The following is a 21019-nucleotide window of genomic DNA, read 5'->3' as shown; positions in this document are numbered from 1 at the left end:
AGCCCGGGTTTCTCATGAAAATAGCAATTGCAGGCACCGGCTATGTAGGCCTATCGAACGCCATGCTGCTGGCCCAGCACAATGAAGTGGTCGCGCTTGATATTGTTCAAGCCAAGGTTGATTTGCTGAACCAGAAAAAATCGCCCATTCATGATGTTGAGATTGAGGACTTTCTGGCCAACAAGCAGCTCAACTTCAAAGCCACCACCCACAAAGAAGATGCCTACAGGGGGGCCACGTTTGTAATCATCGCCACTCCCACCGATTACGATGCGCAAACCAACCACTTCAACACCAAATCAATTGAAGCGGTGGTGGCCGATGTACTGGCTATTAACCCACAAGCCACCATGGTGATTAAAAGCACCATACCGGTGGGCTATACGGAACAACTGCGCAAACGATTTAACACGCAGCAAATCATATTCAGCCCTGAATTTTTGCGTGAAGGCAAAGCTCTTCACGACAACCTCTACCCCAGCCGCATTGTGGTTGGCGAGCAAAGCGAGCCCGCCCAACAGTTTGCTTCCTTGCTGCAGCAAGGAGCCATCAAGCAAAATATACCCACCCTGTTTACCGGCAGCACAGAAGCTGAGGCCATCAAGCTGTTTGCCAACACCTACCTGGCCATGCGTGTGGCCTATTTCAATGAACTGGACACTTACGCAGCGCGGCACAATTTAGATTCCCGCCAAATTATTGAAGGCGTGGCACTCGACCCCCGAATAGGCAACCACTACAACAACCCAAGCTTTGGTTATGGCGGTTATTGTTTGCCCAAAGACACCAAGCAACTGCTGGCCAATTACAGCGATGTGCCACAAAACATGATTCAAGCGATTGTGGACGCCAACACCACACGCAAAGACTTTATCGCAGCGGATGTTGTGGCCAGGAACCCCAAGGTTGTGGGCGTTTACAGGTTGGTGATGAAGGCGGGTAGCGACAACTTCAGGTCGTCAGCCATTCAGGGCATCATGAAGCGCATCAAGGCCAAGGGAATTGAAGTGATTGTTTACGAGCCTGTGTTGAGTGAGTCCGAATTTTACAGAAGCAGGGTGGTGAACGATCTTGAGCAATTCAAGCAACAGGCCGATTTGATTCTATGTAACCGGCGTGTTGATGAATTAAGTGACGTGGCACACAAGGTGTATACCAGGGATTTATTTGGTAACGATTAACTTGCAGCGTTTCAGGTGGCCCCGGGGCGGCAGAAGTGGCCCGGCAAAACTGAACAGTTGAGATAAGTATAAATTGGGGTTTTTAAGGTAGGCTTTTTAACAGCCTGTATTGGAGACCATCATGAGTAAATCGTCAGGGCGCCGCACACGGCGCGTGTTCAATTCTGAGTTCAAAGCCAAGGTGGCTTTGGCCGCGTTGCGAGAAGACAAAACCTTGGCAGAATTGTGCCAGCAGTTCGAACTGCACCCCACCCAAATCGTTGAATGGAAAAAGCAACTGTTGGCCAATGCAAGCGGTGCGTTTGGGTTTGAGTCCAAAGTCATTGAGGCGGTGGACTTAAAGCCACTACACGCCAAAATAGGTCAACAGGCTTTGGAGATTGATTTTTTAGAAAGCGCGCTCAACAAAGCGGGATTGCTGAGCGCAGACAAATGACAGACCGAACCCACACACTAAGCGTAAGATGCAGTTTCCGGTGTGCCCCGAGTTCTCCAAGTGGATAACATCGCACAGATTTCAGACCACCCCAATTTACTTATCAAGCGGGGTCAGGCTGTTCAAACCAACCGAGCCACTTCTGACCTTCGTTGGGCGAGTCTGTTGTTAATGGGTCAAAATGGGTCTATTATTGGGTCATGCTTAAAACCCACACCCTCCAGATCACGCCAGAAATTCTCGCGTTAATATCCAGAATCGATGAATTCAAGGGGGCTTGGCGCGCCTTTGGAACACTCGCCCCCGAGCGTTTGTCAGCCCTACGCCGCGTGGCCACCATCGAAAGTATTGGGTCTTCAACCCGTATTGAGGGTAGCAAGTTGACCGACCGTCAGGTTGAGCAGTTGTTGGCTAATCTTGAGATCAAACGTTTCGATACCCGTGATGAACAGGAAGTGGCTGGCTACGCAGCGGTAATGGATATCGTGTTTGCTGCATGGCAAAACATTCCCTTTACTGAAAATTATGTCAAACAACTTCATCAAATTTTGCTTCAGTTTAGCCAGAAAGACGCTTGGCACTGTGGGCAGTACAAAACCAACACAAACAGCGTGGCCGCTTTCAATGAGCAAGGTCAGCAAATAGGCATTGTTTTCCAGACGGCATCGCCTTTTGATACCCCGCGGTTGATGGCTGAGTTGGTCGCTTGGGTGAACGAGCAACGCGAATCCAGGATTTTGCACCCCTTGTTGATTATTGCAATCTTTGTCGTGGTTTTTTTGGAAATTCATCCTTTTCAGGATGGCAATGGCCGTATCAGCCGAGCCCTCACCACACTCACATTGCTTCAGGCTGGCTATGCCTACGTGCCTTTTAGCTCATTGGAAAGCGTGATAGAGCTAAACAAAGAAGCCTACTACTTGGCGTTGCGCCAAACACAGGGGACCATTCGCACCAATGAACCGAACTGGCAGCCTTGGCTGGTTTTTTTCTTGCGTTCCTTGGCCGAGCAAGTGCAGCGGCTTGAACGTAAAGTTGAGCGAGAAAAAATTGTATTGGCTCGCCTGCCAGAGCTGTCTTTGCAGATTGTTGACCTAGTGCGCGAACGCGGACGTTCAACCATGTCTGAAATTGTTCAAATTACCGGGGCCAATCGAAACACTGTCAAACACCATCTGCGCAATTTGGTAGAGCGCGGGCACTTAAGCCAGCAGGGCAGTGGCCGGGGTGTTTGGTATTGCCCTACCTCCATCCAGTGACCCGCCGGGCGTGTCTTTTTGAGATCCGCCTACGCAATGCTAACGTGTTGAATTGATCAACACGGTAACGCTTCAATCATGATTCGCGCATTGTTCGCCTTGGTATTGCTGCTGCCATTTTTTCCTCAACCTTCGGAGGCTTTTGTGTTCAGGAAAATTGTTTATTGCTCGCCAATTGAAGGGTTGATTCATTGGGCTGGCAAGCCCTTGGCAAATGTTGTTGCAACGCGCGAACTTTACAGCGGCGGGTTTGAAGGCGGGAAATACACCGACACCGCAACTACCAATGCGCAAGGCCAGTTCAAGTTTGCTGTGGTTGAGGAACGAAGGTTTCTAAGGCCCGATTTGTTGTCGGCGAACCCACGCGTGACTCAATTTTTGTGGGTCAGCCATGAGGGAACACAATACACGTTTTGGGCTCACGATAAGCTAGATTTTGATCTTGGTTCTGAGGCCATTGGTGGAGTCTTAAGGGTTGACTGTGATCTATCCAAATATGAGGAAGATTCCGATGGAAGAATTGTTCGCTGCAAACACAACGGGGTTCGTCAACCATGAATGAATTGAATCCAACACAGATTTTTGATCTGTCTCTTTTCGCTTACAACACTGAATCACTGAGTGAGCAAATGTTCAGGAGGCAGGTGAATGTGAAGTTACCCTTTGTCAACAAGGATTCTCTCAAAATTATCACCGCCGCCTCTAGCCTGTTCACCCCAGTCCTTAGTGGCTTCGGTTTCATGGCTCAGCTCAACGGCGGCCGCTCCACTGAAATTGTGATCGCCACCCGTGGCACTTTGACCGCTTCCGATTGGGGCACCGACATTAACGCAGCGTCCACCCCCGGCCCCACAGGGCACTTGATACATCAAGGCTTTGGCAACACCTTCAAAAGCTACGTGCAGCAACTGAACGCCTTTATCAAACAACAGAACCTGGGTTTCAAACCCACCGCCGTGCACTGCATGGGCCACAGCTTGGGCGGCGCGCTGGCCAACATCAATGCAGCCGCTTGTGCCGAACTGGGCATGAACTCCTACCTGTACAGCGTGGCCGCCCCGCGCGTAGGGCTGGTGCCCTATGCAGAACACCTCAGCAAGAAGATCAATGCCGCACATGTATACCGCGTGGCCAATGAAGCCGACATTGTCACCATGGTTCCATGCTTTCCCTTCGTGCATTCACCCTACGTACACGGCACCTATTTGCTCGACGGCGGCATGCTGAAAATCAACCCCATGCAACACATGCTGGGCAACGGCTACAAAACCATGGTCAACAGCACCTGGACGCAAATGCAAAGCCAAAGCAAGGGCAAGCAGCAGCACCTTTACAACTCCATGTTCCCCGCCAACCGTCAAAATGCACACCCTTTTGAACAAATGATCAAAACGCCCGGCGCCATGCTCAGTGGCCGCCTGTTGAAAATGATCAACATGGCCATCAACGACATGTTGACCCGGCTGGGCGCCAACAGCCTGCTTAGCGTCAGCCAATACGGCACAGGGGCATTCACCGTGCTCGATCAAATGGCAGAAATTCTCGCCCGGTACGCACAGGCAAGCCACCAAAAAGCCAAAGAAATGCAAGGCCTGCTCAATGCGGTCATGGCCTACCTTGGGCGCTCAACCCAGATGGTGGCAGATGCATCAGTGGCCACCATACGCTGGGTGTTCGGGCTGCTGCACCAATCGGTCAACGCCATGGCCAAGCAGGCCATTCAGCTGGTGGGGCGGTGATCTTTCACCGCAGGTTCAGGTGGTTTTCGGGCTAAGCGCGCTTGCCTCAGCGCCTTTGCTTCGCGTAACAGTCCAACCTAGCGAAGAAAACGGGCTGCAAAAAACTTCACAAATCATGATCGATAAAGCCATCACGGTGAAGCGCGACAAGGTAGGCCCAGTTTTCGGGCGTATCGGTGCCAACGGGCTTATTGAAATAGAGCGTACCTTGGCAGTGTTTCTAGGCATTGCGAAGTAAACCGCACACAATCCACCTGTCCGTAAAGTTACGCCCCCTCATTTATAGGGGGATAAATTCGCATCTACATTCCATGTTGCGGGGTATCATCTTGCGGGCAACAAGTTTTACAAAAATTAACCAAACGCATTGGTGGTGCTATACTGAAGGGCTGTTGTTGGTAATAAAACTGCCATGTTGCAGGTGCACAATTGTGCACTTTAATATTGGAAAGCAAGTTGCACCTTTGAAGTTAAATAGTTTCAACAAGCGGGTCGCTTTAAGTAGGCCGGGCAATTTATAAATCGGGAGCAACATGCAAAACCTCGAGACATTCCAAGTCTTTTGGCCAGCAGCAGTAACAGGGCTTTTTTGCTCCTTCTTGGCAAGCATTTTAATTGTTGCCACTAAGCGCTGGCACGGCGCATTCAGTATGGACGGCACATGTGGCGTTCAAAAGTTCCACACCATTCCCACCCCGCGCATCGGCGGTATTGCCCTGCTGGCAGGGGCTGTTGGCACCTGGTGGGCACTGCCCAGCCACACCGCGCTGGGCGAGGAAACGCGGCACCTTCTAGGGTTGATCTTGCTGGGGTCGCTGCCCGCCTTCGGTGCCGGTTTGATTGAGGACATCACCAAAAAAGTATCGGTCATGGCACGCTTGCTTGCCACAGCCCTCAGCGGTTTCGCATTTGCCCTGCTCAGTGGCTACTGGATCAGCAGCGTGAGCTTGCCCGGTGTCGATTTTCTGTTGGCCTTGGCACCCATTGGTATCTTGTTCACCGCGTTTGCCGTTTCCGGTATTGCCAATAGCGTGAATATTATTGATGGCTTCAACGGTTTGGCCAGTGGTGTGGTGGTGCTTATGCTGCTTACCTTGGCGACCATCGCATTTCGCGTAGACGATTTCGTTGTGCTTAACCTTGCCTTGGGCGGCGTTGCAGTCGTGTTGGGTTTCATGTTTCTCAATTTCCCGAAAGGCCTGGTTTTTCTCGGCGACGCCGGCGCCTACTCCCTGGGTTATTTTGTGGCCGTTTTGGCGGTTGCACTTGCCGTTCGCAATGTGGGTGCCGTCAGCCCATGGGCCATGCTGCTGGTGTGTGGCTATCCTTTCATTGAAACCCTGTTCAGTGTGTATCGCAGGCTTGGCCGCAAGCGCAGGCGCAGCCCCGGCACCCCAGATGCGTCACACCTGCACAGTTTGATTTATCGCCGCGTGGTGTCTCGCAAATTAATGCCCAATGCACCTGCGTGGCAGCGCAACGCCATGACATCCCCCTTCATGTGGGTTTATTCCGCAGTGCCCATGCTGGGCGCAATTTTCTGGCCGGAAAGCCTGGGCATGGTGGGGGCTTGGCTGGTGCTCAGTTTCTTTGTTTATCAGCGCGCCTATCGCCGCATGGTTCGGCTGGGTATTTTTTTCCAAAAGCCCGTGCGCCTGGCTCATTAACGGCAAGCCCCAATCCTTCTGATAGTATTGGGTGCATCTGCTTTGGCAGCTTTAATCAATTTGTTTAATTCCCTGGAATTTGTTTGCATGAATCGCGTTCTTGTGTTCCTTGGTGCCTTGCTGTTCGCGGGCGGTGTGTTTGCGCAGCAACAACCTTCTTCTGGCTTGTCAGGTTTTACTGATCGTTCCGGTTTTTCTGAAGAATCAAACCAGCTCCCCAGCAGGGGCCTTACCGACAAAGAACTGAACCGTTTTAAGACCATTCAAGGCCGGGAAGACAAAGCGGAGTCTGATTCTGATTCATCCAAAGCCGACAAGCCCAAAGCGCTACCTGATCGTGAATTAAGTCCATTCCAGCGGTTCGTGTTTGAAAACACCGGCAAGCTGCTCTATCCGTTTGGCAGCAGTGCACTTCAAAAAGAATTCTCCTTGGGCGGTGCTTCCAATACCCCGGTGTCCGCAGACTATGAAATTGGTGCTGGCGACCAGATTTTGGTGCGGGTATGGGGCGCCATCGATGTAAACCACACAGCCATTGTTGACCGCGACGGGCAACTCACCATTCCTACCGTGGGCACCTTTCCTGTTGCTGGTGTGCGGGCTCGCAACCTGGACCAGTTTCTTATTGCTGAAATCAGCAAGTACTACAAAAACTTCAATCTAAGCGCCACGCTGGGCAAGCTCAGCGGGGTCAACATATATGTGGCGGGGCAGGCCTTGGCCCCCGGCCTGCACACAGTAAGCAGCACCAGCACATTGGCCTCGGTGGTGTTTTCCGTGGCGCAGCCTGGCATCAATGGCAGCTTCAGGAATGTGCAGTTAAAGCGTGGTGGCGAAACAGTGGCCACCTTCGATCTTTACGACCTGTTGCGCAAAGGCGAACTGAACGGCGACCGCAAACTGCGTGCTGGCGACGTTATTCTTGTAGGCCAAGTGGGTGCGCGCGTGGCATTGAACATCGACAGCCCATCTGCTGCAATTTTTGAAATGAAACCCGGCGAAAACTTGATCGACATACTTGAAATTTCCGGGGTAGATCGAACCCTGCTTCGACAAGACACGGTTCTTATCGAAGGCTTCAATGTTGCCAATCCCAAAGCACCGCGCGCCGTGGAGCAACTTAGCTACAGCCGCGCATTGAACCAGGCCACCCTGCAAGACGGCGACATTGTTACCCTGTTCCAAGCCCGTCATGAATTTGCCAATGCCGTAACCCTGAAAGGCAATGTGGCCGCCGCCGCGCGTTACCCCTATTTCGAAGGCATGCGCATTGCCGACCTGGTGCCCAACACTGATGCGCTAATTCAAGACAGTTATTTCAAAAAGAAAGGGGCGCTAGTTCAGTTCAACAAAGGCGAGGCACGCAAAGCGGTAAGCGATCCCAAGTTGCAAAGCCAACTTGGCCTGGACGATTCCAAGCTTTTTAGCAAGACAGACGAAGGCGAGAAAGGCGAACAAAAAATTGAAGTGCTTGAAGACACCATCACCAGTCTGCTTTCCCAAATTAACTGGGATTACGCTGTGGTCGAGCGCCTGGACCGGAAAGAACTTCAAACCACGCTAATACCCTTTAACCTGCGCAAAGCCATGGCTGGCGACCCCAGCCAAAACCTGCTGTTGCAGGCAGGCGATGTGGTGACCATTTTCAGCGCGAATGATGCAGAAATACCTCAATCCAGAAAAACCGCACTGATCAAAGTGACCGGCGAAGTAAAAGCCCCCGGTTATTACCAAATTGCGCCCGGTGAAACCCTTCGGGACGTGATTGTAAAAGCCGGTGGTCTGGCCGAGGATGCATATTTGTTTGGTGTCAAGCTTAGCCGCCGTTCAATTGTGGCTGAACAGGAAATACAAAAACAAAAAGCGCTTGATCAGGCCGAGCGCATGCTGGTGTCTGCCCAGGCCAGCAACACTGCTTCTGCCTTTAGCGCAGCCGATGCAGCCAATGCACAAAAGCAGGCTGAAACCCAGCGTGCTTACCTGCAGCGTTTGCGTAATTTGAAACCCGATGGCCGGGTGGTGCTGGACATTAAACCCAATGCCATGAGTATTGCTGAGGTGCCGCCGCTAGAATTGGTCGATGGCGATGTTGTTTCCATTCCCGCCGTGCCGGGGCAAATTGTGGTGTTTGGTTCTGTGTACAGCCAGGGTGCTTATGCGTTTGAATCTGGCAATACCGTGTTTGATTACCTGGGCATGGCAGGCGGCGCAGCCAAGGGTTCCGACAAAGGTTCCATCTTCGTAATTCGCGCCAACGGCAAAGTGGACAGTGCCCAGCAAGGTTGGGTGCCGTTTGTCAGTGGCTTGTATGGCAAGCGTGCCTTGCCCGGCGATGCCATTTATGTGCCTGAAGATTTCGAACGCGTGTCGCTGACAAAAACCCTGCTTGATTATTCCCAAATTCTGTTCCAGATTGGTTTGGGTGCGGCTTCTGTTAACGCCATCAAAGATTAAGCCGAGGCCACAAGCATGAACTCGAATATTGATTCCTACGACGACGAAATCAGCCTTGTGGAACTGGCCACCACCCTTGGCGAAGAAAAAAAGCTGATTTTCGGTTTGCCCTTTGTGGCAGGCATTGTGGCTATTGTTGTCAGCCTGCTGCTTACCCCCATATTCACGGCGAAAACCACACTGTTGCCGCCGCAAAGCGGCAGTGGTGGCGGGGCAGCGGCCGCCGCGCTGGCCAGCTTGGGTGGTTTGGCAGGTTTGGCTGGTGTTAGCGCGGGGGGCACAACCGCCGACACGGTAATGGCTATGCTGAAAAGCCGCAGCGCGAAAGACCTAATAATTGATCAGTTCGATTTGGTGAATTACTACGAAGCCGATTTGCGTGAAGACGTTTACACAACATTGGATGAAGTTGTGCGGGTAAGCAGCGACAAAAAGTCGAATGTTATTACCATCGAGGTAGACGACAAAGACCCCAAGTTTGCAGCCAATGTGGCCAATGCGTACTACGAAGTGCTGAAGGGCTTGATGACCCGTGTTGCTGTAACAGAGGCCCAACAGCGCCGCCAGTTCTTTGAAGACCAGTTTGCCAAGGCCAAAGAAGAACTTTCTGATGCCGAAGTGGCGTTAAAAGAAACACAAGAACGCACAGGCCTTGTTGAACTGAAAAGCCAGGCCGAAGCCACCATTGGTGCGGTGGCCCGCTTACGTGCCGAAATTGCCCAGCGTGAAGTGCAACTTAGTGCCATGCGCACCTTTGCCACAGCCGAGAATTCAGATTACCGCCGCGTGGTGGCTGAATTGAATGGCTTGCGTGCTGAATTAAAGAAGCTTGACAAAGGCGGCAGTGGCGGTGAACTGGGCCTTGTTTCAGCCGGTAACTTGCCTGAACAAGGCCTTGAATACGTTCGCGCCCTGCGCGAGGTAAAGTACCAAGAAGCTGTGTTCGAGATCATGGCCAAACAGTTTGAACTGGCCAAAGTAGATGAGGCGAAAGACGGTGGCAACGTGCAGCAATTGGATGCCGCTGTACCGCCTGAACGCAAAAGCAAACCTAAAAAAGCAATTATCGTGTTAGCCACTGTGCTGGCTGCGGGGTTTTTGGCGGTTCTTATTGCATTTTTGCGTGCTGCCTTGCGAAAAGCCGCCAACAATGAAGAAAGCAAACAAGGCTTGCTGGCTTTAAAAAAGGCATGGGGCTTCAAAGGCTAAGGCCCGCGCTTTTCGGCGGTTATTGCCGTAACCCCCACCAAAATTGGTTGATGGTTGTTTTTGGCTTGAAATAAGCTTTTGAAAGGTAGCGCGTCTGTTAAATTTGTTGTAACTTCTAAAAACGCGCGTTTATAAATCCTAATTAGGTAGGGAGAATTCTATGAAGAAGTTTTTGGCCATTATTTCCATGTTGGCGTTTAGCGGTGTTGCCATTGCCCAGTCCCCAACTGGTGTTGAGGCATCTGGCGGTGCGGCAGGCGGCACAGCTTCAGGTGGTGCAGCGGGTGGCGCCGGTGCTGGTGCAGCAGGCGGTGTTGGTGTTGGCGCTGGTGCAGCAGCTGGTGGTTTAGGTGTAGCTGCTGCCACAGCAGGTGCTATCGGTTTGGCGGTGGCTGTCTCTGTTGCCAACGACAACAGCGCGGTGGCTGCCACGACTACCGCGACAAGCACCAGCAATTAAATAGCTGCTGTCTATGCCGTACCCAAAAAAGGCCCCCTTAGGGTCTTTTTTGTTTTGAGTAGTTCAATCCAAATTGTTCTAATTATTTTCGGATAACCCAAACCATGCAGCGCTTGGCTTTTCGGCTGGTTTTCTTGCTGGCATTTATTCCGGTTTTGCAATCGTGCTCCAATATCGGTGGCACAGCTGTTGAAGGCGTTAAGGCCTATTACAGTAGCGCATTTTCTGGCGGTTACGCTGCGCAGCCGCTAGACCCCCGCTATGTTTACCTTGAAGTGGTTTCACCCTCAGCCCGCGCTTTGATGGTGCTGGCCACAGTCGACCAGCCTGCGGGCGGTGGCATCCCGGTTGAAACCTGGGTCAGTGCTTCACTGGAGGTGCTGCGTACCCAAGGCGGTTTAGTAGTGGGCAGCGAAGGTGTGCCCAAGGTTCTGCAACAAGCCGATGTACAGCGCAATGCACAGGGCGAACCTGTTTCATGGGTGTTAAATTCACCCAGTGGTGGTGTGTACCAGTTAAAGCAGCAGTTAAACCCCTTGCCAGCGGAAACATTGAACCTGAAAAGCACACCGCTGATGAAGCGAGCAGCCAAACAAGCAGGCTTCAGTTTGCAAGCCTGGCAAGGTATAAACACGGTGGCTGGGCCTGCTGCCGAATTCAACAACAATTTGCAAGTATTGGGTACTGTAAAAGGGCAACCCGGCTGGGTGTATGGCCAGCATTGCCCCACCCCCAACTATTGCATTGAATACCTAAGGCGCACCGCAGCGCAAAACCTGTGAAACCATGAAATTGAAACGCAGTATGAACACGTATGCACAATGCGCAGCGGCGCTGGTTTTTGCCACACTTTCCTTGCCTGCGTGGTCTGCCCCACCCGTAACGGCTTCTCCGGAATTGCCGAATGTACAGGCCGGTGAGCGCCTGTCGGTTTATCTGCGGCGCAACAACTTGTTGCCCACCGTGCTGCAAGCCGGGCAGGGGTATTTGCCTCCGCTTGTGTTGAACAAACCTGGCTTGTTGGCACAACAGAAATTACAACGCACCCAATTGCTAACCAGCCTGCTCATGCACACCAAAGCTGGCCAAGCCAACCCTTATGCTGAATTGGTGAATGCACTGCCCGCCACCGGGCGTTTGGTATTGCAAAGCGCGGATGCTGATTTTCTTGAAATGCGGCCCAACCTGAACCCGGTGTTGGCACCGGGCGACAGCCTTGTACTACCCCCTGTTGCCCATTCACTGGCGGTGCTAACTGACGAAGGGCTGTGCCAGCTGCCGTACCAAGCTGGTGTGGCAGCGCTGGCCTACGCAGAATCGTGTGCTGCCTATGCCATTGATGTGTTGTGGCTTGTACAACCCACCGGTGAAGTACAGCAGTTGAATGTGGGTTTGTGGAATGCCACCAACCCAATAGCGCCCATGCCCGGGGCTTGGTTGTTGGCCCCTTCACGGCGCAGCACCTTGAATGCCAGCACGCAACAACAGTTGGCAAATTTTCTGGCCACGCAGGGCAATGCATTTGTTCCCGCTGCAATACAAACCAAAACCCACAATTCACAAGCATTTGCTGAAGCGGCCAGCAAGCGGCCCCTTCGCAACTTACCGGTTAGCAGCAGCACATTTGGCTGGGTGGGTTTAATGCAAACCCCAACTGCCCGCATGCGGGAAGCTGGTAGCGCCAGCGTAACGCTTAGCCGCGTTGAACCCTATAGCCGCTACAGCTTTATTTTGCAGCCATTCGACTGGCTAGAAGGCGGGTTTCGCTACACAAAAATTACGAACCGTGATTTTGGTCCGCAAGATTTTAGTGGCGACCAAAAGTACCTTGATAAAAACATTGATGCCAAACTACGTTTGTGGAAAGAAAGTGCTTACTTTCCTGAAATTGCAATTGGCTTGAACGATGTAGGCGGCACCGCCCTGTTTGCCAGTGAATACCTGGTGGCCAACAAACGCTTTGGAAATTTTGATGCATCGCTGGGCTTGGGTTGGGGTTATTTGGGTGCTGCTGGCGATTATGGCAACCCCTTGGGTTTTATTTCAAACAAGTTTGACAATCGCCCAACAGTTGATTCGGCGCAGGGTGGTCAACTTTCCGCTGGAACCTATTTTCGTGGCCGCACATCGCTGTTTGGTGGTGTGCAGTGGCACACACCGATTGACAACCTGGTGGTGAAAGTTGAGTACGATGGAAACAACTACCAAAGTGAACCACTATCAAACCCGCAGGTTCAAGACAGTCGAATCAACTTCGGTGTTGTGTACAAGATTTCCGATTCCGTTAATTTGCATTTGGGCATGGAACGTGGCAACACCCTAAGTGTTGGGCTTAGCCTGTTTGAAAATTTAAGTACCTTCAACACACCCAAAATTACTGAAGCCAAGCCACTGCAAGTTACAACAGGCCCACGCGCCAACAGCGTAAGCTGGGAAAAAACACTGAAGCAACTGGAACAACAAACCGACTGGAAAGTAAGCCAGGTTGAACAACGCGGTAGCGAAGTAAAGCTGAATGTACGCAACGGCGATGCAGCTTATTACAACCAAAGCCTGGACCGCGCTGCAGAAGTGCTGCACCAAAACCTGCCTGAAGACATTAAATGGTTCAGCATGCGTTATGAACGCAATGGCACCACCATGGGCGAACATGTAATTGATCGTGACAAGTTTGTTTCCCGCCGCACTGAATATGATCCGCAAGCAACAGAAGATTACCCCGACCAAGCCGCCATTGAGGGGTACAACTTCCCTTACCGCACATTGCACCAAGAACCGTTGAAACGGTTCAACAACACAGTGGCTTTGGGTTACCGCCAGCTGATTGGCGGTGCCGATGGTTATTTGTACCAGTTCCTGTTGGCCAACGACACACGAATTAATTTTAGTGAAAGCACCTGGCTTGATGGGCGCCTGGCTTATCGCCTTGCGGACAATTACGAGAAATTCAAACAAGCAGGTGTTAGCCGTTTGCCACAGGTGCGAACCAATCTTCGTGAATACGCCATTACTTCCGACCTAACCATTCCCAATCTGAATTTGATGCACATGGGCAAACTAAGCGAAGGGCATTACTACAGCGTGTATGGTGGTTTGCTTGAACAAATGTTTGCAGGTGTGGGTGGTGAATATTTGTACCGGCCATTCAATGGGCGGTTTGCCTTGGGCGTAGACGTAAACAAAGTGCGCCAGCGGGCCTTTGAGCAAGACTTTGATTTGCAGGAATATGAAGTGAATACCGGCCACATTACTGCATACGTGGACACCGGCATTGAAGACATACTGGCCACGGTTAGCGCGGGGCAGTACTTGGCTGGGGATAAAGGGGTAACAGTGGATGTTTCCCGGGAATTCAACAGCGGTGTGCGCATGGGCGCATTCGCCACGCGCACCAATGTAAGTGCGGAAGACTTTGGTGAGGGAAGTTTTGACAAAGGAATTTACGTGTCAATTCCGTTCAGTGCTTTCTTTACGAAATCTATTCCCGGAGATGCACAGTTTTTATGGCGACCGCTGACGCGAGATGGTGGTGCTAAATTGATTCGACCACTGAGTTTGTACAGTGAAGCCAAAGTGCGCAACCCTAAAATACTGAACTATCGGCCCTAGTTTTTTCTATGGTTATGAGGATCTCATGTTTATTTTTTTGTTTGCACTGTGCAGGTGATTTTTCGATTAATCAGTGCGGTGGTCTTTCCGATGCGTTTAGGCCAAAGTATTTCATGATAGTCATTCCTAAACATGCGACATGGGATAAGTTGGATGGAGCATGCGATAAAATTCCTGGCGTAAAGAATGCAAAGCCCTCTGCTTGGTGAGTTCCGTTTTTGATTGCCACAAAGGTTACTCTAGGCAACAAATGCTCTGTTCGATTACCTCTCGTATAAAGCGTGTTACTGTTAATCTCATTGGGGTACGTCAATGTCACAAATAAGCTAGTGCCACGGTAGTCGATTTCTCCAAATAGCTGCAACCCTTCGTTCTGCACTACCACACTCGATAATATTCTCTTGGCTTCAATAGCTTGATTTTCGTTGTCAAATTCAACAAGGAAGTCTCTGGTCATCCGCGGGAAAACTCTACTGAAGTTTATGCCTAAATCTTTAAGAAAATCGGAGTGTGACTGTAGTCTATAGTAGAACTTAACTTGGTTGTATGGTTTTTGTGCTAGTCCGGTAGCTAATACTATATCTATATCAGAGCGAGAGAAATACTCACCTATAATCAAATCATATAAATCCAGCGCATCTGCTAAAGGGTCATTGTTACTTTTTGCATACCATTCTGGATTTCGTTCAGTTAAATCCTTTCGTAATGGGATCGAGTTAAAAAAATAATGATGCTGTATATGGGCGCCAGCATTCAAAAATAACGTGGAGAAATTGGGATTTTTTGATTTAAAAATACTCCAGTGAAAATCGTGTAAAAATAAATCAAGTACTAATGCTTTCAGCCAAGGTTTTTTTCTGCTTTTAATAATTAAGGATAGATATTTTGAGTAATGGGAGATCCGAGCAAAGCGAAGTAATCCAAGAGCTAGCCGAAACTTTGATTTCAAACTAATTGTAGCCTGCGCATTGTCGTTTACTGCTTGGGATATAGCTTCACTCAATGATCTACTCCACCAGGATGAATCGGGTGGTGTTTGAGTCCAAGGATCTGGAATAAAGTATGCGGGGTTCTTGAGTCGGTTCGCAGCGTTCATTGCCGAAACTACACCGACTTTAAAGCCAGCATCTTCCAATTTTTCAAATATTTGGGGTGTATCGGAATAAACAATATCCCCTAAGCGAAACACACCATGTTCAGCGTAAGTTTTTGTTGTGTGCACCGACGGCCATTGTATCCATGGTTCTAACTCTTCATACTTGTTTTCAGAGGTTGTCCTTATCCATGGGCCGGCAAGTATGGATTTGAGTGCCGGAAATCTATTGGCATGTAAATCCAGGTATTTATTAACTACATCAAAGTTTATTTCATTTAACTCAAGCAGAATTAGCTTTCCCTTGGAGCTATTCATCAAAATAACCCTTTATAGATTTGTGTGGTTTGATTTACTACTGAATGAATAGAGTAAAGCCTGAGAGCTCTCTCTCGACCGTTTTTACCGTAGGTTTGGCGGCGGCTTTTGTCCTGAATAAGCAAAAGCAACGTTTCGGTCAGGGCATCGATATCATGCGCTGGCACCAGGTCTCCGGTTACGGCTGGCTCAATCGCTTCTCGACAGCCAACCACATCGGTGGTTACGATTGCACAACACGCGGCCGCCGCTTCTAGAAGTGATTTTGGCATACCCTCTCGGTAGGAAGGAAGACAGACCAAAGCTGCGTCTCGGAACCACGGCACCATGTTATCCACGTGACCTATCCATTCCACTATACCTTCTATCTGCCAGTTCCGAAGGTCTGTTTGAGAGATGGATGATGGATTTTTATAGTCAGCTGCACCGGCTAAAACAAACCGCCATTCCGGTTCAATTATTCTAATTTTTCGTGCAGCAGATACAAACTCCGACACGCCTTTGTCCTTAAGCATACGAGCCGGAAGTAAAACAATATGTTTTTTCTTGTCCGGAAGGCAATTATTAAATAGAGATAAATCAACTCCGGAGCCAGGGATAAGAGTCAAGCTAGATTTCTTTACTAGTTTAGAGTTAATCAATGATAAATAGTCATCTTTATTCTGAACTATGACTTTTAGATTCTGATGACTAAAAGCTAGCTTCGCCAAAAAACCGTAGATTTGTCTAATACAAATTCTTGTCCAACGTTTCTCTGAGCCTTTCGTGTACGCATACCCCATGCCAGATACGGCCAATACTAAGCCCGGAACTCTACAAATTCGCGCTGCAATGCCACCATAAAGAACTCCTTTCGGAGAAGCGCAGTGAACTATATCGGGCCTAAACTTTAATAAGAATATTACAATTTGTAATAATCCCAAAAGTTCTATGAGTGGATTTAATCCTGAGCTTCGGAATATTGCTCGTTTGTGTGGAATGTACTCTTCAGCAAGTTTTTTAACTGCTTCGCCCTCCATTAAATCACTACCGGGTTGTCCAGTGAACAGAGCGACATCAAAACCCGCACTCTTGGCCCCAATAGCTAGCGGTAAGCGGTGCGACACGAAAAATGCCACATGATTTACTATATAAGCAATTTTTCGATTAGTCATTTTGATGTTCTAGCCAAGCTTGGAACATGAGCACACTCCAAAGGTGATTCTGCCAGTTACGTTGCCCAGACAAATGTTCCTGCCATTTTTGTCGAATAGGTTCAGGTCTAAAGAAACCATCAGCTCGCAATCGTGAATCTGATAGCAGAGACTCCGCCCAGTCACGTAACGGCCCACGCAACCACTGGTCTATTGGTACGCCGAACCCCATTTTCGGTCGTTCAATCAATTTCTGCGGCACATGTCTATATAACACTTGTCGCAATGGCCATTTTGTGACACCGTTTCGTAATTTATATTCTAGGGGTAAAGACCACGCAAATTCAACCACATTGTGGTCAAGGAAGGGGACTCGTGTTTCAAGGCTTACTCCCATGGCAGCACGATCCACCTTTACAAGAATGTCATCGGTCAAGTAAGTAAGCATGTCCAGCGCCATCATTCTCTCGACGTCTCCTAATTCCTTTAGCGCATCCAAAGAGTTGGTTAGTGCCGTTGCCGGCTCGGTTGATCCTATCACTAAACTGGCAGGATCACTCCAATGAGATACCATTCCTTTATACAATTCATTTACAGATGCGCTGTTTAGAAGATCAGCTCCTTTGTGTAGTTTATCCCCCGCCCTTGATACTGACAGTAACCTACCAAGTTTGTCCCAACTGTGTGGCGGAAACGATTTGATAAGCCAAGCTGCAATTTTCCTGAGTGGTCCAGGCAAGCACGAAATTTTTCCCCAAAGACGTGCCGTCACTTGGTATCGCGTGTAGCCGCAAAATAACTCATCTCCAGCGTCTCCGGAAAGCGAAACGGTAACGTGTTGTCGTGCCAGATGACTAACCAGATAAGTAGGTATTTGAGATGAGTCTGCAAAGGGTTCAGAATAAAGTGAGGGCAGTTGTGGAATTACAGCCAATGCCTGCTCTGGGGTTATATATAACTCTGTGTGGTCTGTTCCCAAGTGACTTGCAACTGCTTTAGCATGCTCTGCTTCGTTATACCCTATCTCGTGAAAACCAATGCTAAAGGTGCGCACAGGCCTGCTAGACTGCGCTTGCATTAATGCAACAATGGTGGAGGAGTCGACGCCGCCGGATAGAAATGCTCCTAAAGGAACATCTGCAATCATTTGCATTGAAACTGCATTATTAAGTAGTTCCTCTAGCTTATTAGTAGCGTCTTCCAAAGAGCCCAAAAAGGGTTGTCTAACGCCTTGCATGATTATATTGGATAATGACCACCATGCTTTTGGTTCTAGGGTGTGTGATTTGTTCGACACCGTAAGGTAGTGGCCAGGCTGAAGCTTTTGAATTCCACTATAGATGGAGTTCTCCCCACCCACGCAATTGTGGCGCATAAACAAAGATACTGAATCTCTATTTATATTAGACTCAAAAACTGGATGACATTTTAAAGCAGAGAGCTCGGATCCAAAGAGGAAGACCGATTCACTTCCTTTTCCTTGCCACCCGTAGTACAAGGGTTTCTCTCCGAATTTATCTCTGGCTAAGGTAAGCGAACAATTAGCTCGATCCCACAATGCGATCGCGAACATTCCATTGGCTTTCTCTAAGGTAGTTTTAATGCCCCATCTTTCAATGCATGCAAGTATTGTTTCTGTGTCTGATTGGCCATTCCATATGATGTCGTAATTTTCAAGTTTAGATGACTTAAAACGAGATAATTCCAGCGAAGATAGTGATTTTCTTAATTCTCGGTGATTATAAATTTCACCATTAAATGCTAAAACATAACGTCCATTGGAGGATGTCATAGGCTGGGAACCTGCCGGACTAACATCTAAAATTGCTAGGCGACGATGACCCAAGCCTACACCATATGTATTATCTACCCAAGCACCTCCGGCGTCTGGACCTCTATTCTTGAGTGCTTGACACATCTTTTCAAGTGATTCATTGATGTCAAATTTAACTGGTGTTTTTGCTGATATAAACCCGACTATTCCACACATATTAAACCAAGCCGTATTTGTTATCTTTAGTAGAGCGTCTTTCGTAGTCAAGTACTCTTTGTGCAGTGAAAAAAGAAACGTAGTCGTCATTGCAAATCGGAATTGCACACACATTCAAGTTTTCTAAAATATATTCATTTAGTACTGCAGAAGTATAGTATCGACCTTCGGTGTGACGTCCATTAATAATAGTTCGCATTGCTAGATTGGCGAATTGAAAACCACTTTTGAAATAGTAAAAACCGGGAATGGCGTTGCAACTAATCGGATTTTTCTCTGCTGTCTCTATGATGTTATTGTCAATAATCCGAGCATAAGACCATCTTGGGTGAACTGATTCAATAATAGGGCAAGCCGCATCTGGTGAAATTCTATTAATTTCCGTCATAATTTTGGATAGTGAATTGTTCTCAAAAAGTTGATCGGAATTCGTTATTAGCAATGGTTCATCAGTGGAAAAATAGTCAACGGCGAGCAAAGTGGAGCAAAGCGCGCCAGCCGTCTCCTGTTTAAGTCGAACGATTTTTATATCCTTAGATGTTAAAAGTTGAATAGTGCTATCTAGATGAAATCTTCGACAGTCATCCTCGCGTAGAATCACTATGAAGTTTATATTCGAAGCTAAACTTTTGATATTTTCGATCACAAGTTGGATCAATGGTCTTCCATTAATCTCTATTAGCGGCGATGGGTAGGGATATTCAAGATCATCAGCGATTTTTGATATTCCGGCCATTGGAATAATAACATTAAGCATTTGATTCCTCTTCGGCTTTGATAATAGCAGATTGAATATTGCTTAAATTTACATCATGTACTGAATTGACTTCCAAGACATGAGATTTCGAGGCGCGCGCTGCTGCTATTCCATTCGGATTGTCTTCTACAATTAAACATTCTTGTGGCGAAATGTTAAGTTTGGATATGGCTTTTAGATATATTTCCGGGTCTGGTTTGCTGTTTTTCACGTCTTCGTTGGATAAAGAAAAATCAATATATTGCGAAAGTGAGGATTTTTGTAGCATCAGATTAATTGAGGCTCGAACCGAATTCGAGCAAACAGCAATACGATACCCTGAATCTTTTAACTTATGAAGTGCATATTGATGCTGAAAACTTGGTCGACATCGAGTTGCAGTAATCTCCATTGTATAGATCTGTTTTAAATCATTTAGAAATGTGTGCAGAGAAACAGGCAGGCCACGTTCAATACTCAACATCTCTAGTTTCTTTCGTGTCGGAAGACCATCATATGTAACTAAATGATCATAACGGTTTATTTCCATTCCAAATAAAGTTAATGCACGATTGAGGGCCTCATAATGCCAATCTTTTGCATCTATCAGAACTCCGTCCATGTCGAATATTATTGCTTTAATATTGGTTTTCATGAAAATACCTCTCTGATTCTTCAATTAAGTCAGTACAAAGATAGAGATTAGGATGGTTGTGAAATTCTTTTAGAATTTCCCAAACAGGAGTATGTGATCTTCCATGTAGCTCTGGTGATACAACCGCTATCTTTTTGTCCTTATTTAGCCATGCGATAAGAAAATTCCTATCAAACCAGTCCTTCTGAAAAGAATCCAACCATATCCAGTCTGCGTCTTCTGTGAGATCGTTGGGATTTTCGTATTCGCTTAACCGAGTTGCATAGGGAATATTAAGTTTTCGATACTCGAGCATATCTGGTATAGCCATATCAAAGACAAAAAAATTATTTATTTTGTGATTATTCAGCAACGTGAGAAGAGAGCGTTGTATGCCATCTGATTTGATATTTAATGCTATGAAAAAATTCTTGTCTTCAGTGGACATATTCTCAAGAAGTTCATCTAAGGATGTTGAGATTAAATCTCTTGGCGGATCGTGTGATATTACTATTCTGCCATTACAATCTCTTACGTCTGTTTCTACTCCCATGCCAAATTTAAAAGAGTTAAGAAGAGAAGTGATTGAGTTTTTCTCCTCGTTTGATTTCCATTTTCCTCGATGCGCAAGTATTTTCATGATTGATTATTGTGATATTGCTAAAAAAATTCTTAAGAAATGATTTTATAGCTTTTTGATGGTTGTGATTGTTGTAAATGAAAGGTTGTTGCTCGGTTGTTAGACCCTGATATTATCCAAGCTAGAAAAACCCAATAAAACATGTATGAGAACATAGGAAATGTCGTTAGAGAAAAAGCGACGATAACTAAAGTCGATAATTTTGTTTGTGATAAATATACTGTCATTCCTGATAGCATCAGAGTTCCAAAAATTCCAAAGGAGTATATGAGAAATGCAAGTCCATTCGCAGCTATTGATTGGAAGTTCGTGGTGTCTAATCCGTGTCCAAATAAAAAATGCAGGTCGTACTCTATATTTTCTGTCGATCCAAATCTGGCCTGTTTTGAAGGGTCATCTTCTATGGTGAGAATTCTTTTCAATGTCACAGAGTTTTCAATCAGATCGGTATAGTTTACGTT

Annotated in this window: 19 protein-coding genes; 12 read left to right on the top strand and 7 right to left on the bottom strand. The window is 48.0% G+C overall.

Features of this window, described 5'->3' with window-relative positions; genetic code table 11:
* Window positions 1-14: 14 nt before the first annotated feature.
* The 12 genes from V7028_RS11750 to V7028_RS11695 all read left to right on the top strand — a co-directional run bounded on the left by V7028_RS11750 (window position 15) and on the right by V7028_RS11695 (window position 14014).
* Complete coding sequence (locus V7028_RS11750) at window positions 15-1181, top strand: nucleotide sugar dehydrogenase (RefSeq protein WP_334120273.1); 1167 nt, start codon at window positions 15-17, stop codon at window positions 1179-1181.
* A gap of 121 nt (window positions 1182-1302) precedes the next feature.
* Window positions 1303-1617, top strand: a complete 315-nt coding sequence (locus tag V7028_RS11745; RefSeq protein WP_334120272.1) for a transposase — start codon at window positions 1303-1305, stop codon at window positions 1615-1617.
* A gap of 200 nt (window positions 1618-1817) precedes the next feature.
* Window positions 1818-2876 carry a Fic family protein gene (locus tag V7028_RS11740; protein WP_334120271.1) on the top strand — a complete coding sequence of 353 codons (1059 nt, stop codon included), beginning with the start codon at window positions 1818-1820 and terminating at the stop codon, window positions 2874-2876.
* Window positions 2877-2954: 78 nt separating this feature from the next.
* Window positions 2955-3434: a DUF6795 domain-containing protein gene (locus tag V7028_RS11735; RefSeq protein WP_334120270.1), complete on the top strand. Its 480-nt coding sequence runs from the start codon at window positions 2955-2957 to the stop codon at window positions 3432-3434.
* Between the two features lie 182 nt (window positions 3435-3616).
* Window positions 3617-4615 carry a lipase family protein gene (locus tag V7028_RS11730; RefSeq protein ID WP_334120269.1) on the top strand — a complete coding sequence of 333 codons (999 nt, stop codon included), beginning with the start codon at window positions 3617-3619 and terminating at the stop codon, window positions 4613-4615.
* A complete protein-coding gene (locus V7028_RS11725) occupies window positions 4521-4853 on the top strand; it encodes a type II toxin-antitoxin system PemK/MazF family toxin (RefSeq protein WP_334120268.1) in 333 nt (110 codons plus the stop codon). The genes V7028_RS11730 and V7028_RS11725 overlap by 95 nt, the downstream gene beginning before the upstream one ends.
* 412 nt (window positions 4854-5265) lie before the next feature.
* A complete protein-coding gene (locus V7028_RS11720) occupies window positions 5266-6282 on the top strand; it encodes an MraY family glycosyltransferase (protein ID WP_334120267.1) in 1017 nt (338 codons plus the stop codon).
* 87 nt (window positions 6283-6369) lie between these two features.
* Window positions 6370-8736 carry an SLBB domain-containing protein gene (locus V7028_RS11715; protein ID WP_334120266.1) on the top strand — a complete coding sequence of 789 codons (2367 nt, stop codon included), beginning with the start codon at window positions 6370-6372 and terminating at the stop codon, window positions 8734-8736.
* 15 nt (window positions 8737-8751) lie between these two features.
* On the top strand, window positions 8752-9945 hold the full coding sequence (locus V7028_RS11710) for a GumC family protein (protein WP_334120265.1): 1194 nt from the start codon (window positions 8752-8754) through the stop codon (window positions 9943-9945).
* A 160-nt stretch (window positions 9946-10105) separates the two neighbouring features.
* Window positions 10106-10405, top strand: a complete 300-nt coding sequence (locus V7028_RS11705; RefSeq protein WP_334120264.1) for a hypothetical protein — start codon at window positions 10106-10108, stop codon at window positions 10403-10405.
* A gap of 104 nt (window positions 10406-10509) precedes the next feature.
* Complete coding sequence (locus V7028_RS11700) at window positions 10510-11187, top strand: hypothetical protein (RefSeq protein ID WP_334120263.1); 678 nt, start codon at window positions 10510-10512, stop codon at window positions 11185-11187.
* A 22-nt stretch (window positions 11188-11209) separates the two neighbouring features.
* Window positions 11210-14014 carry a YjbH domain-containing protein gene (locus V7028_RS11695; RefSeq protein ID WP_334120262.1) on the top strand — a complete coding sequence of 935 codons (2805 nt, stop codon included), beginning with the start codon at window positions 11210-11212 and terminating at the stop codon, window positions 14012-14014.
* Window positions 14015-14084: 70 nt separating this feature from the next.
* On the opposite strand, the gene V7028_RS11690 is transcribed toward V7028_RS11695, so the two are convergent.
* The 7 genes from V7028_RS11690 to V7028_RS11660 all read right to left on the bottom strand — a co-directional run.
* A complete protein-coding gene (locus V7028_RS11690) occupies window positions 14085-15425 on the bottom strand; it encodes a hypothetical protein (protein WP_334120261.1) in 1341 nt (446 codons plus the stop codon).
* On the bottom strand, window positions 15425-16579 hold the full coding sequence (locus V7028_RS11685) for a glycosyltransferase family 4 protein (RefSeq protein ID WP_334120260.1): 1155 nt from the start codon (window positions 16577-16579) through the stop codon (window positions 15425-15427). The genes V7028_RS11690 and V7028_RS11685 overlap by 1 nt, the downstream gene beginning before the upstream one ends.
* The gene (asnB, locus tag V7028_RS11680; RefSeq protein WP_334120297.1) at window positions 16572-18548 is read right to left on the bottom strand and encodes an asparagine synthase (glutamine-hydrolyzing); all 1977 of its coding nucleotides are present in this window, start codon (window positions 18546-18548) and stop codon (window positions 16572-16574) included. Before asnB ends, V7028_RS11685 begins: the two co-directional genes overlap by 8 nt.
* Before the next feature lies 1 nt (window position 18549).
* Complete coding sequence (locus V7028_RS11675; RefSeq protein ID WP_334120259.1) at window positions 18550-19305, bottom strand: hypothetical protein; 756 nt, start codon at window positions 19303-19305, stop codon at window positions 18550-18552.
* Entirely contained in the window at window positions 19298-19939 is a 642-nt protein-coding gene (locus V7028_RS11670) for an HAD family hydrolase (protein ID WP_334120258.1), read from the bottom strand. The genes V7028_RS11675 and V7028_RS11670 overlap by 8 nt, the downstream gene beginning before the upstream one ends.
* Window positions 19923-20558, bottom strand: a complete 636-nt coding sequence (locus V7028_RS11665) for a hypothetical protein (protein ID WP_334120257.1) — start codon at window positions 20556-20558, stop codon at window positions 19923-19925. The genes V7028_RS11670 and V7028_RS11665 overlap by 17 nt, the downstream gene beginning before the upstream one ends.
* Window positions 20559-20590: 32 nt before the next feature.
* Window positions 20591-21019: hypothetical protein (locus tag V7028_RS11660; RefSeq protein WP_334120256.1), on the bottom strand; the 429-nt coding region annotated here is incomplete at its 5' end.

Origin of the sequence: Limnobacter sp. (genome assembly GCF_036846585.1) — a bacterium.
Classification (GTDB): domain Bacteria; phylum Pseudomonadota; class Gammaproteobacteria; order Burkholderiales; family Burkholderiaceae_B; genus Limnobacter.
The sequence above is the reverse complement of the archived record's forward strand: the minus strand, read 5'-3'. Positions and strand labels throughout refer to the sequence as shown.

Bases quoted from the DNA above. Each gene is read 5' to 3' on its own strand.
- V7028_RS11750 (WP_334120273.1), top strand. From the start codon at position 15: ATGAAAATAGCAATTGCAGGCACCGGCTATGTAGGCCTATCGAACGCC.
- V7028_RS11745 (WP_334120272.1), top strand. From the start codon at position 1,303: ATGAGTAAATCGTCAGGGCGCCGCACACGGCGCGTGTTCAATTCTGAG.
- V7028_RS11740 (WP_334120271.1), top strand. From the start codon at position 1,818: ATGCTTAAAACCCACACCCTCCAGATCACGCCAGAAATTCTCGCGTTA.
- V7028_RS11735 (WP_334120270.1), top strand. From the start codon at position 2,955: ATGATTCGCGCATTGTTCGCCTTGGTATTGCTGCTGCCATTTTTTCCT.
- V7028_RS11730 (WP_334120269.1), top strand. From the start codon at position 3,617: ATGGCTCAGCTCAACGGCGGCCGCTCCACTGAAATTGTGATCGCCACC.
- V7028_RS11725 (WP_334120268.1), top strand. From the start codon at position 4,521: ATGCATCAGTGGCCACCATACGCTGGGTGTTCGGGCTGCTGCACCAAT.
- V7028_RS11720 (WP_334120267.1), top strand. From the start codon at position 5,266: ATGGACGGCACATGTGGCGTTCAAAAGTTCCACACCATTCCCACCCCG.
- V7028_RS11715 (WP_334120266.1), top strand. From the start codon at position 6,370: ATGAATCGCGTTCTTGTGTTCCTTGGTGCCTTGCTGTTCGCGGGCGGT.
- V7028_RS11710 (WP_334120265.1), top strand. From the start codon at position 8,752: ATGAACTCGAATATTGATTCCTACGACGACGAAATCAGCCTTGTGGAA.
- V7028_RS11705 (WP_334120264.1), top strand. From the start codon at position 10,106: ATGAAGAAGTTTTTGGCCATTATTTCCATGTTGGCGTTTAGCGGTGTT.
- V7028_RS11700 (WP_334120263.1), top strand. From the start codon at position 10,510: ATGCAGCGCTTGGCTTTTCGGCTGGTTTTCTTGCTGGCATTTATTCCG.
- V7028_RS11695 (WP_334120262.1), top strand. From the start codon at position 11,210: ATGAACACGTATGCACAATGCGCAGCGGCGCTGGTTTTTGCCACACTT.
- V7028_RS11690 (WP_334120261.1), bottom strand. From the start codon at position 15,425: ATGAATAGCTCCAAGGGAAAGCTAATTCTGCTTGAGTTAAATGAAATA.
- V7028_RS11685 (WP_334120260.1), bottom strand. From the start codon at position 16,579: ATGACTAATCGAAAAATTGCTTATATAGTAAATCATGTGGCATTTTTC.
- asnB (WP_334120297.1), bottom strand. From the start codon at position 18,548: ATGTGTGGAATAGTCGGGTTTATATCAGCAAAAACACCAGTTAAATTT.
- V7028_RS11675 (WP_334120259.1), bottom strand. From the start codon at position 19,305: ATGCTTAATGTTATTATTCCAATGGCCGGAATATCAAAAATCGCTGAT.
- V7028_RS11670 (WP_334120258.1), bottom strand. From the start codon at position 19,939: ATGAAAACCAATATTAAAGCAATAATATTCGACATGGACGGAGTTCTG.
- V7028_RS11665 (WP_334120257.1), bottom strand. From the start codon at position 20,558: ATGAAAATACTTGCGCATCGAGGAAAATGGAAATCAAACGAGGAGAAA.